Annotated in this window: 14 protein-coding genes; 9 read left to right on the plus strand and 5 right to left on the minus strand. The window is 54.0% G+C overall.

What is annotated here, in order from left to right; all coding sequences use genetic code 11:
• The first annotated feature begins 1 nt into the window (after position 1).
• Positions 2-529, plus strand: a complete 528-nt coding sequence (locus tag ACO0LO_RS12030; RefSeq protein ID WP_422964465.1) for a CNP1-like family protein — start codon at positions 2-4, stop codon at positions 527-529.
• A gap of 157 nt (positions 530-686) precedes the next feature.
• Here ACO0LO_RS12030 and proB read toward each other — a convergent pair whose 3' ends face one another.
• From proB to rplU, 4 genes are all read right to left on the minus strand, one after another.
• Positions 687-1805: a glutamate 5-kinase gene (proB, locus tag ACO0LO_RS12035; RefSeq protein WP_422964466.1), complete on the minus strand. Its 1119-nt coding sequence runs from the start codon at positions 1803-1805 to the stop codon at positions 687-689.
• Between the two features lie 291 nt (positions 1806-2096).
• A complete protein-coding gene (cgtA, locus tag ACO0LO_RS12040) occupies positions 2097-3206 on the minus strand; it encodes an Obg family GTPase CgtA (RefSeq protein WP_422964467.1) in 1110 nt (369 codons plus the stop codon).
• Positions 3207-3428: 222 nt separating this feature from the next.
• Positions 3429-3686, minus strand: a complete 258-nt coding sequence (rpmA, locus tag ACO0LO_RS12045) for a 50S ribosomal protein L27 (RefSeq protein ID WP_422964468.1) — start codon at positions 3684-3686, stop codon at positions 3429-3431.
• A 48-nt stretch (positions 3687-3734) separates the two neighbouring features.
• A complete protein-coding gene (gene rplU, locus ACO0LO_RS12050) occupies positions 3735-4046 on the minus strand; it encodes a 50S ribosomal protein L21 (RefSeq protein WP_188567062.1) in 312 nt (103 codons plus the stop codon).
• A 281-nt stretch (positions 4047-4327) separates the two neighbouring features.
• Here rplU and ispB point away from each other — a divergent pair, with 281 nt between their 5' ends.
• From ispB to yacG, 8 genes are all read left to right on the plus strand, one after another.
• Positions 4328-5311, plus strand: coding sequence for an octaprenyl diphosphate synthase (ispB, locus tag ACO0LO_RS12055; protein ID WP_422964469.1), 984 nt, complete (start codon positions 4328-4330; stop codon positions 5309-5311).
• Positions 5312-5417: 106 nt separating this feature from the next.
• Positions 5418-6704, plus strand: coding sequence for an HlyC/CorC family transporter (locus ACO0LO_RS12060; RefSeq protein WP_422964470.1), 1287 nt, complete (start codon positions 5418-5420; stop codon positions 6702-6704).
• Between the two features lie 272 nt (positions 6705-6976).
• Positions 6977-8707 (plus strand): type IV-A pilus assembly ATPase PilB, encoded by a 1731-nt coding sequence (gene pilB / locus ACO0LO_RS12065; RefSeq protein WP_422964471.1) that lies wholly within the window; start codon positions 6977-6979, stop codon positions 8705-8707.
• Positions 8708-8725: 18 nt separating this feature from the next.
• The gene (locus ACO0LO_RS12070) at positions 8726-9958 is read left to right on the plus strand and encodes a type II secretion system F family protein (RefSeq protein WP_422964472.1); all 1233 of its coding nucleotides are present in this window, start codon (positions 8726-8728) and stop codon (positions 9956-9958) included.
• Positions 9958-10824, plus strand: a complete 867-nt coding sequence (locus tag ACO0LO_RS12075) for a prepilin peptidase (RefSeq protein WP_422964473.1) — start codon at positions 9958-9960, stop codon at positions 10822-10824. Before ACO0LO_RS12070 ends, ACO0LO_RS12075 begins: the two co-directional genes overlap by 1 nt.
• Before the next feature lie 4 nt (positions 10825-10828).
• Positions 10829-11470: a dephospho-CoA kinase gene (gene coaE / locus ACO0LO_RS12080; protein ID WP_422964474.1), complete on the plus strand. Its 642-nt coding sequence runs from the start codon at positions 10829-10831 to the stop codon at positions 11468-11470.
• A gap of 238 nt (positions 11471-11708) precedes the next feature.
• Positions 11709-12482, plus strand: coding sequence for a cell division protein ZapD (gene zapD / locus ACO0LO_RS12085; protein ID WP_422964475.1), 774 nt, complete (start codon positions 11709-11711; stop codon positions 12480-12482).
• A 25-nt stretch (positions 12483-12507) separates the two neighbouring features.
• Positions 12508-12684 carry a DNA gyrase inhibitor YacG gene (yacG, locus tag ACO0LO_RS12090; protein WP_422964476.1) on the plus strand — a complete coding sequence of 59 codons (177 nt, stop codon included), beginning with the start codon at positions 12508-12510 and terminating at the stop codon, positions 12682-12684.
• 46 nt (positions 12685-12730) lie between these two features.
• Here the strand turns inward: yacG and ACO0LO_RS12095 are convergent, their stop codons facing one another.
• Positions 12731-14293, minus strand: coding sequence for a sigma 54-interacting transcriptional regulator (locus ACO0LO_RS12095; RefSeq protein WP_422964477.1), 1563 nt, complete (start codon positions 14291-14293; stop codon positions 12731-12733).
• Positions 14294-14315: the final 22 nt, after the last annotated feature.

The following is a 14315-nucleotide window of genomic DNA, read 5'->3' on the forward strand; positions in this document are numbered from 1 at the left end:
TATGCTGAGAAAATCCCTATATCTGTCCGCCCTGGTGGCGGCTGCCTGCCTGAGCTTTCAGTTGCCCGCATCCGCCCAGCAATCGCCGGAAGACGACGAAGAGATGGAAAAAGACTGGAAAGAAGTCGCCGCACAATTGCCGGAAGCACCGAAAGCGGAGAACCTGATCAGCTTTTACGACAGTGGCACGCAAGCCTTTTCGATTGATGCAAAATCGCTGACCATCGTGAGCGACGGCACCATACGCTATACGCTGGTTGCCGTCAGCCGCGGCGGAGCTAAAAACATCAGCTACGAAGCGATACGCTGCGAATCGTTTGAAAAAAAACTGTATGCATTTGGACGCCCGGATGGCAGCTGGTCACGCTCCAGGCGCAATGAATGGACACAGATTTCCAATCTGGGCGCCAACAAGCAGCACTCTTTCCTGGCGGTCGATTATTTCTGCGAAGGTCCTACTGTAGCGGGAAAAGCCAGGGATATTCTGGACAGGATCAAGAAAAACCAGACGGTAATCAAGCAGTATTAATAGACAGCTTTTCCATCTAAAAAAACACAAGCCTCCCTAGTGGAGGCTTGTGTTTTTAAAAGCTGTTGCAAAATTTGGGCTGGCTAGGCACAACGGTGACAATGCGCGTAGCACGGTCAGGATAAGCAACAACGCCAGCGTCGTTTTTAGCGGCTTCTTACAGCAGCACCAGGTTATCCCGGTGTATGAGTTCCGGCTCTTCGACAAAACCCAGGATCGCCTCGATTTCAGAAGAAGGATGGCGCTTGATGCGGCGTGCTTCCACACCCGCATAATTACTCAGGCCGCGAGCAATGGCTAGCCCTGCCTCGTTATAGCAGGTCACCATTTCGCCGCGCCCGAACTCGCCGCGCACCTCCAGCACGCCGATGGGCAGTAACGATTTTCCCTCCGCTGTCAGCTTCTGCACTGCCCCCGCATCCAGCACCAGCTGCCCCGCCGTTTGCAGATGATCGACCATCCATTGCTTGCGCGCCGCTAATGGCGCCATTTGCGAAATCAGCTGCGTGCCTATCGCCTCTCCATGCGCCAGCCTTACCAATACGTCTTCCTCACGCCCCCAGGCAATCACGGTATGCGTACCGGACTTGGCGGCGCGCTTGGCCGCCAATATTTTAGTGAGCATGCCGCCGCTGCCGAGACTGGAACCGGCGCCGCCGGCCATCGCCTCCAGCGCGGGATCGCCCGCGTTGGCTTCATGCACAAATTCCGCATCCGGCTGCTTGCGCGGATCGGCGGTATACAGGCCTTTCTGGTCCGTCAGGATGATCAGCGCATCGCCTTCGATCAGGTTCGCAACCAGCGCTCCCAGCGTATCGTTGTCGCCGAATTTGATTTCGTCGGTCACAACGGTATCGTTCTCGTTAATGATGGGGACGATGCCGAAGCGCAGCAAAGTGAACAGGGTGGAGCGCGCGTTCAGGTAGCGTTCACGATGCGCCAGATCGGCATGGGTCAGCAAAATCTGCGCTGTTCCCAGTCCATGTGCACGGAAGCTTGTTTCGTAAATTTGCGCCAGTCCCATCTGGCCGACTGCGGCGCACGCCTGCAGTTCATGGATGCCGGTGGGCCGCTTGTCGAAACCCAGTCTCTGCCGCCCTTCGGCAATCGCGCCCGAGCTGACCAGCACCACTTCCTTGCCGAGCGCGCGCAACTGGGCTATCTGCGCAGCCCATTTTTGTATTGCGGCCTGGTCCAGACCCTTGCCGTCGTTGGTGACCAGCGAAGAACCTACCTTGATAATCAGCCTTTTGGCCTGTTGAATTACAGAATGCATAGGAGAAAAAATACCTGCTGACAAGACTGCATGTTGAAGATGCCGGAAGATAACCCGGCTGCCTGTAACTTGTATGTACTTCTGCCCATACTATCTGCGCTGACGCCAAATTAAACACGGTTAGGCAAATACAGGAAAGGGCTGCTTGCAATGCTGGCATACGGATAGCATGCGGGCTAGTGCCGGGTCGCCAGGGTAAGGCGGCCGCGATGGGGTAGAACCCTGCGGCAGGCAATATTTTATCGAGCGGGTTCGTCAATAGGACATTGCAGCCGCAGTTGGCTAACTAAATCAGTCTACAATTTTAAAGCGGGGGTCATCCGGATCAATGGACAATATACCTTGCGCTTCCTGCACCATCTGGGTTTCTTCCGAACGCTGCTCCTGCTGGCGTTTGTCGGCAAGATAGGAATAGATTTCAGTCACAAGATCGTCACAGCCTTCACGGTTTAGCGCGGAGATTTCAAATACCGGGCCTTTCCAGCCGAAACGTTTGACAAAGTCTTTTACCTTCTTCTTACGGTCATCTTCCGTCAGTACGTCAAGCTTGTTCAGCACCAGCCAGCGCGGCTTTTCATACAGGGATTCATCGTATTTACGCAGTTCCTTGATCAGTGCCTTGGCTTCCTTGACTGGATCAACGGCATCGTCGAACGGCGCCATATCCACAATATGCAGCAGCAAACCGGTACGCTGCAGGTGGCGCAGGAACTGTATGCCCAGGCCGGCGCCTTCAGCTGCGCCTTCGATCAGGCCGGGGATATCGGCGATGACGAAGCTTTTCTCGTGGCTGACGCGTACCATCCCGAGGTTGGGATGCAGCGTCGTGAACGGATAGTCCGCAATTTTAGGGCGGGCATTCGATACCGCTGTAATAAATGTCGATTTCCCGGCATTCGGCAAACCGAGCAGGCCTACATCCGCCAATACCTTCAATTCCAGCTTCAGCTCGCGTCGCTCGCCTTCCTTGCCGTCGCTGCGCTGGCGCGGCGCACGGTTGGTGGAGGATTTGAAATGGATATTGCCCCAGCCGCCTTCGCCACCCTTGACCAGCACCACTTCCTGGCCGTGCTCGGTCAGGTCGGCAATGACTTCCTCGGTATTGCGGTCGGCGATCAGCGTGCCTACCGGCATACGCAGGAAAATGTCGTCTGCACCTTTGCCGTAGCAGTCGGAACCACGGCCGTTTTCGCCGTTTTTTGCTTTATGCAGCTTGGAAAAACGGTAATCCACCAGTGTATTGATGTTACGGTCGGCCACGGCAATAATGCTGCCACCCTTGCCGCCGTCGCCGCCGTCGGGTCCGCCAAACGGCCTGAATTTTTCACGGCAGAAGGAGGCGATACCATTACCGCCATCGCCTGCAATCACTTCTATCCGTGCTTCGTCGATAAATTTCATTTCTGTCACCTAAAAAGAGCTTAGAACTCGTTTCATGAATGACACCAGCGAAAATGCTGCCATTTATGAAATAAGTTCCACTAAATCCCGTAACAGCTACTACAGCCGGCACGACGGATTTATAAAGATTCTCTTGAAACTAAAAAGGCTCCACCAATGGCAGAGCCTCTATTGAACAAGGCTTACGCCTTATCTTGTAAAGCTTTCTGTATCAGCGCTTGATTAAGCCGCTTCTACAATCGCGTACTGGTGCTGGGAAGCGCCTTTGATTGCGAATTTGACTTTACCGTCGATCAGTGCGAACAAAGTGTGGTCTTTGCCCATGCCGACATTTTCACCAGCGTGTACACGTGTGCCGCGTTGACGAATGATGATGCCGCCTGCATTGATTGTCTGGCCGCCGTAAACTTTAACGCCGAGTCGTTTTGACTCTGAGTCACGGCCGTTGCGCGTGGTGCCGCCGCCTTTTTTGTGTGCCATTTAAGAACTCCTTGGTATCTACTATTCAGACTTTAACAATCACCCGGCTTAGCCGTTGATCGAAACGATTTGTATTTCAGTGTAATTTTGGCGATGGCCTTGGCGCTTCTGGTAATGCTTACGACGACGCATCTTGAAAATTCTAACTTTGTCGTGACGACCTTGTGACAATACCGTAGCCTGCACCGTAGCACCGGAGACCAAAGGAGCACCAAACTTAATGGTGTCACCAGCGCCCAAAGCGAGCACTTGATCAATGGTGATTTCGGAGCCAATGTCTGCAGGTATCTGTTCTATTTTAAGTTTTTCACCAGCGACAACTTTATATTGTTTGCCACCGGTTTTTATGACCGCGTACATGTGAAACCTCATCAAATTATAAAAAAAGGATTTTTTCCTGACGTGAAAAGCCTTATTAAATCGGGAAAACCTCCAATTATACATAGACTTAGCCCAGAGGTCAAAAACTATCTGTAAATTTGGATTTGCTTTCTGTAATTTAGTCAAGATTTGTTTTTTGCCATGCACTTCGCTGCACCGGGCTCCCCCGGGAGCGCACGCCATCGTCACGGGCATCGTATAATCTCGCTATTCTTCTCGATTCGTCTATCGATATTAGGCATTTTTTAGCAGGTACCACTTTGTCTGCCACAACAACAACCCAGAACCTTATTTCCGACACGATCGCCACCGATATGGCTGCGGTCAACCAGGTTATCAGAACGAAACTGCACTCTGAAGTACCGCTGGTCAACCAGATCGCTGAATATATCATCAGTGCGGGCGGCAAGCGCATCCGGCCGGTACTGGTCCTGCTGGTGGCCAATGCGTATCAATACCAGGGCACGCATCACCATGAGCTGGCGGCCATCGTTGAGTTCATCCATACCGCAACACTGCTGCATGATGATGTTGTTGATGAATCATCCATGCGCCGCGGCCGCAAGACCGCCAATGCAATGTTCGGCAATGCCGCGTCAGTGCTGGTGGGAGACTTCCTGTACTCGCGCGCGTTCCAGATGATGGTTTCCATCAATAATATGCAAGTCATGCAGATATTGGCCGACGCAACCAATGTGATCGCCGAGGGCGAGGTGCTGCAATTGCTGAATATGCACAACCCGGATGTGACCGAAGAACGATACCTGCAAGTAATACGCTCCAAGACAGCCAAGCTGTTTGAAGCCGCGGCACAGGTCGGGGCACTGATTGCCGGCGCTACTCCGGCCCAGATAGAAGACGCTGCCGAATATGGCCGCTCTCTGGGCACCGCTTTCCAGCTGATTGACGATGTACTGGACTATTCGGGCAACGCGATCGATATCGGCAAAAATGTCGGGGACGACTTGCGGGAAGGCAAACCGACGCTGCCGCTGATCTACCTGATGAAGAATGGAACTCCCGCGCAGCGGGAATTGGTTCGCACCTGCATAGAACAGGGAGATGAAAGCCAGTTCAATGCCATTCTGGCCGCCATTACCCAATCCGGCGCACTGGATTACACGAAAGAGGAAGCCCACAAGGCAGCCGCTCGAGCGGCTGCGGCGGCGTCTTCGCTAAAGGACAGCCCCTATAAAGAAGCCCTGCTGGCACTGAGCAATTTTGCAGTGGACCGCAACCATTGAACTGCATCTTTTCTGCGTGAAAACACGTTCAAGTCTTGTTTCATCCGCAACCGGCCTGCTGGTCCGGTTGCGCCTATTCCCTTAACATCATTGCATCAAACTTAACGTGAACAGTGTTCCTTTATGGGTGCAACTCCTTAGCCTTGCCGGGCTCATCTTGTTATCCGCCTTCTTTTCGATGACGGAAACCGCGCTGATGGCGGCCAACCGGCACCGGTTGCGCCACCTCGCCAAGCGCGGCAACAAACTGGCAGCAACCACATTGTGGCTGCTGGAGAGGGTTAACAAGCTGCTGTCGGTGGTGCTGATTGCGAACACGGTCATCAACGCACTGGTCACGGCGCTGGTTACTTCCATTGCGATCTCTGCTTTCGGCAATAACGACAGGGTGGTGACCATCGCAACCGCCATCGTCGCTTTCCTGCTGATCGTTTTTGCGGAAATCGCTCCCAAGGTGATTGGCGCCACCTATCCCGAGCGGATCTCGCTGCCCGCCAGCCTGGTGCTGAAACCGCTGATGGCGATAGGGCAGCCGGTCATCTGGTTCGTCAACCTGTTTGTCAATCTGCTGCTGGGTTTGTTGCGCATCAACACTGGTGCTGCAGCGCGCGAGCACCGCTTGTCACCGGAAGAACTACGCTCCATCGTGCTGGAAGGCGGCAATTTCATTCCGCAGAAGCATAAAAGTATCTTGTTGAACCTGTTTGACCTGGAAAGTATTTCTGTCAATGACGTGATGACGCCACGCTCCCAGGTGGAAGCACTCAACCTCGCCACGCCGGTGGAAGATATCCGGCAGCAACTGGCCACCTGTTATCACAACAAATTGCCCGTTTACGAAGGTGAAATCAACAAGATCATCGGCATATTGCATGTGCGTAAAGCCATTGCACTGCTGAACAGGGGCGACGATCTTGCGACCGGCCATTTCCGCGAGATCCTCAGCGATCCTTATTTCATTCCCGAGGATACCGACGTATTTACCCAGTTGCAGTATTTCCAGGAAAATCGTGAAAAGCTCGGCATCATTGTCGACGAATACGGCGAGGTGCAAGGTCTGGTGACCTTGGAAGACATCATAGAAGAAATGATAGGCGAGTTCACTACGTCCATGCCAGGCAATGCCGGCATTGATCACTTCAAATGGAACGAACAGGGAGAGTGCATGCTGGAAGGCGCGACGACCTTGCGGGACATCAACAAACGCCTGAAACTGGATTTTCCGCTGGACGGGCCGAAAACCCTGAACGGCTTGCTGCTGGAAATTTTGCAGGATATACCGGAAGCCAATATCAGCCTCAAGATTCATGATTGCATCGTCGAGGTAGTACAAGTGCAACATCAGGCAATCAAGATGGTAAAACTGATAAAAGTCACACTCAAATCCGGCTAATCCGCAACATCACAACCGCTTGGCATGGCGGAATATCGCTATGGCGGCACGGCAATTACCCTAAACACAAGAACAGTCTTATACTAGGCGGCGATACTTCCCATAGGGGAGAATCCATCGTCAATATACGGCTACATCAATAATGCGCGCTTTTTGCCCATTTTGGTTTCTATGTTGCAACATCTTGTATCAAACATCTTGTATCACGTAAATGTTTTTTGCATTATCCTAGAGCAACTCTTTGTTTAGTCAAACTTTACACCAAAGATCCTATGGCTGCAGTTTCCCCTACCCTGACATTACAAACCGGCAGCTCAGGACTTGCCCGCGCGCTGGCGCAGGCAAATCTCCTCGGCATGCCGCAGATTGACAACGTCAGCAAGAAAGCCCAAGCCGACAAACTGCCTTTCATTGATGTGCTGCTGCAAAGCGGTCTGATCAATGCACGCGACCTGGCCGCATTCTGCTCTGAAGCCTTCGGCTATCCGCTGGTGGACTTGTCCGTCATCAATGAAAGCCTGTTGCCGGAAAAAATCGTCGACAGCAAACTGATGCAAACCCAGCGCATCGTTGCGCTGGCCAAACGCGGCAACAAGATTTCCGTCGCAGTATCGGACCCTACCAATACCGCAGCAATCGACCAAATCAAGTTCCAGACCGGCCTAAGCATAGAATTGGTCGTCGTACAGCACGACGTACTGGTCAAGACGCTGGAGAGGCTGCTCAAAACATCCGAGCAAAGCCTGAATGAACTGGCCGGCGACGATATGGAAATCGACTTCAATGAAGAAGAAGTCGTGTCCTCTGCCGCAGCCGACGCGGCCGCCATGGAGGTGGACGATGCGCCTATCGTCAAGTTCCTGCAAAAAATGCTGCTGGATGCGATCAATATGGGCGCATCCGATTTGCATTTCGAGCCTTTTGAAAAATTTTACCGGATACGCTTCCGTGTGGATGGCGAACTGAAGGAAATCGCCCAGCCGCCAATGGCCATCAAAGAAAAGCTGGCATCGCGGATCAAGGTCATTTCCAAGCTGGACATCTCCGAAAAACGCGTCCCCCAGGATGGCCGCATGAAGCTGGTGCTGTCGGCATCGCGCTCCATCGATTTCCGGGTCAGCACCTTGCCTACGCTGTTCGGCGAGAAGATCGTAATGCGTATTCTGGATGGTTCGCAGGCGCAGATGGGTATCGATGCGCTGGGTTATGACCCGGACCAGAAAGAAATCCTGATGAATGCGATCACCCGGCCATACGGCATGGTGCTGGTCACCGGGCCTACCGGCTCGGGTAAAACCGTATCGCTGTACACCTGCCTGAACGTCATCAACAAGCCGGGCATCAATATTTCCACCGCCGAAGACCCGGCCGAGATCAATTTGCCTGGCGTCAACCAGGTTAACGTCAATGACCGGGCCGGGCTGACTTTTGCCGTGGCGCTGAAATCCTTCCTGCGCCAGGATCCCGACGTCATCATGGTCGGTGAGATCCGTGACCTGGAAACCGCCGACATTGCGATCAAGGCGGCGCAAACCGGGCATATGGTGTTCTCGACGCTGCATACCAACGACGCGCCGTCGACACTGACCCGGTTAATGAACATGGGGGTGGCTCCGTTTAATATTGCCTCGTCGGTCATCCTGATCACGGCACAAAGGCTGACGCGCCGCCTGTGTACCTGCAAAAAACCGGCGGACATACTGGACGAAGTTCTGTTGGCGGCAGGATTCAAGGAAGAAGAGCTGGACGGCACTTGGAAACCCTATCAGCCTGTGGGCTGCGATCGGTGCGGCGGCGGCGGGTACAAAGGCAGGGTGGGCATTTACCAGATCATGCCGATTACAGAATCGATAGAAAGAATCATCCTGGCGCATGGCAGCGCGCTGGAAATCGAGAAACAGGCTCAAAGCGAGGGCGTCAGAACACTGCGCGAATCCGGTCTGCAAAAAGTGAAGCAAGGCCTGACCAGCCTGGAAGAAGTTCTCGGATGTACCAACGAATGATAAGACTGGAGCAGGTGCATGGCAACGCAAGCAAATAGGCCGGCGAAAACAAGCCAGATAAAAGAATTCCTGTATGCCTGGGAAGGCAAGGACAAGTATGGCAAGACCGTGCGCGGAGAAATCCGTGCCGGCGGCGAGGCCATCGTCAATGCCACGCTCCGACGCCAGGGCGTGCTGGTCACCAAACTGAAAAAGAAATCCTACAGTTCAGGCAAAAAAGTAACTGAAAAAGACATCACGCTGTTCACCCGGCAACTGGCAACGATGATGAAAGCCGGCGTGCCCTTGCTGCAATCCTTTGACATCGTTGCCAAAGGCAATGCCAATCCTTCCGTGTCCAAACTGTTGCAGGACATTCGCGGGGATGTGGAAACCGGTACCAGCCTGAATCAAGCATTCCGCAAATTCCCTTTGTATTTCGATCCTCTATTCTGCAATCTCGTCGGTGCAGGCGAACAGGCAGGTATTCTGGAAGACTTGCTGACGCGGCTGGCGATTTACAAGGAAAAGACGCTGGCAATCAAGAAAAAGATCAAATCCGCGCTGACCTATCCGATCGCGATTCTGAGCGTTGCCTTCATCGTGACGGCCGTTATCATGATCTGGGTGGTACCGGCTTTCAAGGAGGTATTCAAAAGCTTCGGCGCCGATCTGCCGGCGCCTACCCTGTTTGTGATGGCGATCTCCGACTTTTTTGTGAAATACTGGTATCTGATTTTCGGTGGAATTTTTGGTGGGGTATATTTCTTCATGCAGTCTTGGAGGCGCTCCCTGAAAATGCAGCAGACGATGGACAGGCTGTTGCTGCAGATACCTATATTTGGCGAGGTCATACGTAAAGCAACCATAGCACGCTGGACGCGGACGCTCGCAACGATGTTCGCAGCAGGCGTACCTTTGGTAGAATCGCTGGATTCCGTAGGCGGTGCAGCGGGCAATGCAGTCTATCTGGATGCCACCGTCAAGATACAGACCGAGGTCAGCACCGGCACCAGTCTGACGGTATCAATGCAAAACGCGAATGTATTCCCCAATATGGTCACGCAGATGGTTGCCATCGGCGAGGAATCAGGTTCTCTGGATGCAATGCTGGGCAAGGTAGCTGATTTCTACGAAGAAGAAGTGGACGAAGCGGTCGCCAATCTGTCCAGCCTCATGGAGCCGCTCATCATGGTGATTCTGGGTGTGATCATCGGTGGCCTGGTAGTCGCGATGTACCTGCCTATCTTCAAGCTGGGATCCGTGGTCTGATGATGGAATTGATTTTGTTCACTGCGCCAGGGACTACCCTGAGCGCAGCGATCGCAGGCTTGTTCGGCCTGCTGATAGGCAGCTTCCTCAATGTCGTGATTCATCGTGTGCCGAAAATGATGCAGCGTGAATCGGACAATTATGTCGCGATGGAAAACGGGCTGGAGCCTCCGCATGCCGACCGCTACAATCTGGTTGTCCCGCGCTCCGCCTGCCCGCATTGCGGGCACCAGATCACCGCGCTGGAAAATATCCCGGTATTAAGCTACCTGGCAATACGCGGCAAGTGCATCGGCTGCAAGGCGCCTATTTCCGCGCGCTACCCGCTGGTGGAATTGCTGACGGGCTGCCTGTCCGCCGGGCTGGTCTGGCACTTCGGCAGCGGCTGGATGGGTCTGGCCAGCTTGGTCTTTGTCTATCTATTGATCGCGATGACCTTCATCGACGCCGACACCCAGTTGCTGCCGGACGATCTCACCTATCCCCTGCTATGGTGCGGACTGCTGGCCAACGTCGCCGGCGTCTTCGTGCCGCTACAGGACGCCGTTATCGGCGCGGCTACGGGCTATCTGGTATTGTGGTCGATATACTGGCTGTTCAAGCTGACAACCGGTAAGGAAGGCATGGGCTACGGCGACTTCAAGCTGTTGGCAGCGCTGGGCGCATGGATGGGCTGGAATATGTTGCCGATTATTATCCTGCTGTCTTCCATTGTCGGCGCCATCGTCGGACTGGGCTTGATCATGCTGACGAAAAGGGGACGGGACAACCCCATCCCTTTCGGGCCTTATCTGGCAGCAGCGGGCCTGATTGCACTGGTATGGGGAAAAACCCTGACGCAGAATTACATCGGCATATCTTTTTAAGAGTATGGGTAAGGCAACCGCATTTTCGCTGGGCTTGACGGGCGGCATAGGCAGCGGCAAAACCACGGTTGCCAATATGTTCGCCGACCTGGGTGCCAGCCTTGTCGACACTGACCTGATCGCCCACCAGCTCAGTAGCCCGGGCGGTATCGCCGTTCCTGAGATCAGCCGCCAGTTCGGCCCGGAATTCATCCTGCCTGATGGCGCAATGGACCGTAGTAAAATGCGTGAACGCGTATTTAATCATCCCGTGGAAAAAGCAAAGCTGGAAGCCATCCTGCACCCGCTGATACGCAGCGAAACCGAAAAAGCCGGTGCCGAGGCTACCGGCCCCTATACCATTTTTGTCGTCCCCTTACTGGTGGAGTCAGGCTCCTGGAAAACCCGCGTCAGCCGGGTACTGGTAGTCGATTGCTCGGAGCAGACTCAGATACGGCGCGTCATGGCCAGGAGCGGCCTGACTGAGCCGCAAGTGCAGGCCATTATGAATGCGCAGGCCAATCGCGAAAAACGGCTGCAGGCAGCCGATGACGTTGTCAGCAACGAGGGTGATATCATGCAAATCACCACCCAGGTCCGCCTGCTGCACGCCAAATATATCGATTTGGCAGAATCAGCTAAAACAAATCTCATACAACGTTTGTAATTTTTGTCAGCTTGGTTCAGAATCACGTGAAACGTGGTTGGCACATATTTACAGAGATCAGGGTTAGTCGGCATATAAATTGGGAGATACGCTCAAACCGGAATCCGGTTTGACGGGCTGATGAAAACAACGCTGCAACAAGTTGTGACTATTCGTTTGCCTGTACCAGCAAACCATTCCGCCTCTGTAAACCCGGTGACTGGCCCTGCAATGTCGTAGCCACTGCGCACCCAATTATATGCATATAAACCCTACATCGATTGTCTATGAATATCCGTTCAATGAACGCATACGCACCCTGCTGCGGCTAGAGGATCTGTACGAGAAATTCAGTTTTTTTCTGCACCAGCCCGACCCTTTGCAACATCACGTCGCACTGTCCACCATCTTTGAAATGCTGGAAGTCGCCGGACGCGCCGACCTGAAATCCGATTTGCTGCAAGAACTTGAACGCCAGAAACATACGTTGATCAGCTTCCGCTCCAATCCCAATGTGCAGGCAGACATGCTGGACCGCATCCTGGAAGATGTAGACAGGGCCAGCAGCGCATTGATGGCGTCGCAAGGCAAAACCGGCCAGAACGTACGCGACAACGAGTGGCTGATGAGCATACGCGGCCGCACCATTATCCCTGGTGGCGCCTGCGAGTTTGACTTGCCCAGCTACTACGCGTGGCAAAAAAATACTCCCGAAAAACGTTTCGCCGATATCTCGGCCTGGTTTGCGCCGATTGCACCATTATTTGATGCAATCAATATCGTGCTTCGGCTATTGCGGGAGTCGGGCGTGACGACCAAGGTCATTGCGCAAGCCGGCAGCTATCAACAAATGCTGCAAGGCAAGATTTATCAGTTGCTGCGCGTGAATGTCGTGCAGGAAATGGGCGCAATCCCTGAGATTTCCGCCAACAAATATATGTTGTGGATACGTTTTATGTCCCAAGATGGGGACATGAAACCCAAGGCATTTGAAAGCGATATACCGTTTGACCTGACCTTGTGCAATTTTTAAAGATCAGCTTGTTTAGGAATTTGTAATGGCTACTGTAGTTGACTGCCCCACTTGCGGCGGCAAAGTGATCTGGAACGAGACGAGCAAATACCGTCCCTTCTGTTCCGAGCGCTGCAAACAAATCGACCTTGGCGCATGGGCAGAAGAAAAATACACAATCCCTGCCGTCAACCTGCCCGAAGATCCAGATCTCAAGGAATAAGTCGCGCCTCTGGTAAAAACGCCAAGCGGCTCAACTATCCCTGTTGCTAGCGCTTGGTTTGCGGGATACCGTGCTTGCGTAATTTGGCTGCGATCATCGAGTGTGAGGTATCCAGCCTCGCCGCCAGCTTGCGGCTGGAGGGGTATTGCGGATACAGCTTCTCCAGCAATGAGCGCTCAAACGCATCTACCGAAATTTCCCAGCTTTCTGCCGCGTGGATATTCACTTCGTCAGCACTGATGCTGTCTTCTGCCCAGTCCAGGTCTGCAGCATCCAGCACCTTCTCATCCGACATCGTGATCGCGCGGAACACCACGTTCTGCAGCTGGCGCACATTGCCCGGCCAACGGTTCGACACCAGCGCGGCGCATGCGGACGAATTCAGCCTGCAGATAGGCTTCTGCGCCTGCGTGCAGGCGCGCTCTATGAAATGCCGTGCCAATAGCAGAACATCGTCGGGACGCTCCCTGAGCGCCGGCATTTCCAGGTGCAGCACATTCAGCCGGTAAAACAGATCTTCGCGGAACTGCCCTTCCTGTACCATTTTTCGCAGATTGCGATGGGTAGCGCTGATGATGCGCACATTGACCTTAACTTCCTTATCGCCCCCTATGCGGCGGAATTTTCCATCATTCAGGAAGCGCAGCAGCTTGGCCTGCAGATACAGCGACATCTCGCCTATTTCATCGAGAAACACCGTGCCGCCATCGGCCATTTCTATCAGGCCGGGCTTGCCGCCGCGCTGGGCGCCGGTAAACGCGCCGGCCATATAGCCGAACAATTCGCTCTCCGCCAGGCTCTCCGGCAACGCTGCACAGTTCAGTTCCAGGAAAGGCGCATTGCTGCGCGTGCTGACGCCATGGCAAGCCTGCGCCAGCAATTCCTTGCCGGTGCCGGTTTCGCCGGTGATCAACAGGGGTGCATCCACGGCCGCTACGCGGGCCGCTCGGATTTTCAGCGAATGTATCTGTTCCGATTCGCCGATGATGAAATGAAAACCGCTGCCTTCTGAATGCTGCAGTGCATGCAGGCGCCCGCCTATGCGGCGCGGCGCGTGCAGGGTCAGCACCGCACCCACGGCCTGCCCCGGTTTGGGCAAACCTGCACTAAAAGGTTCAGACACTGGGGTAACGTCCATCAGGAAAGGCTCGCCGCTCAGCAGCACTTCGCGCGAAGGCACCTTGAATGCACTGGAAATCAATTCTTCCAACACGGCAGAGTCATCCACGAGGTCGCTTAGATTTTTCTGGCATAGCACAGCTTCACTCATGCCAGTCGCAGTTGCCGCAGCCGCATTGGCAATGACGATCTTGCCGATTGCATCAATCGCGAGCACGGGATCTTCCATCACCGCCATCATCGTATCCAGGTTCAGGCGGCGGCGTATGCCGGGCAGGATGTCGACCACCTCAATATTGCCTATGCCGCGCACGCTGGCGCAGTCCTGCTGCAGTGAAGGCAGCATGAACTCCAGCAGTTCAGGGCTATCGATATAAATATTCGGTGGGTCAACCTCGACGGCAACGACATTCAGCCCACGGCGCGCCAGTACCGCCAGGATTTCATGGGCAATGCCGACACGGTCTTTGAACTGGATATTGATGCGCATGGATTTCTACACTGTGGGATGG

Source organism: Undibacterium sp. TJN25 (assembly GCF_049339885.1).
In the GTDB taxonomy this organism is placed as follows: Bacteria; Pseudomonadota; Gammaproteobacteria; order Burkholderiales; family Burkholderiaceae_D; genus Undibacterium.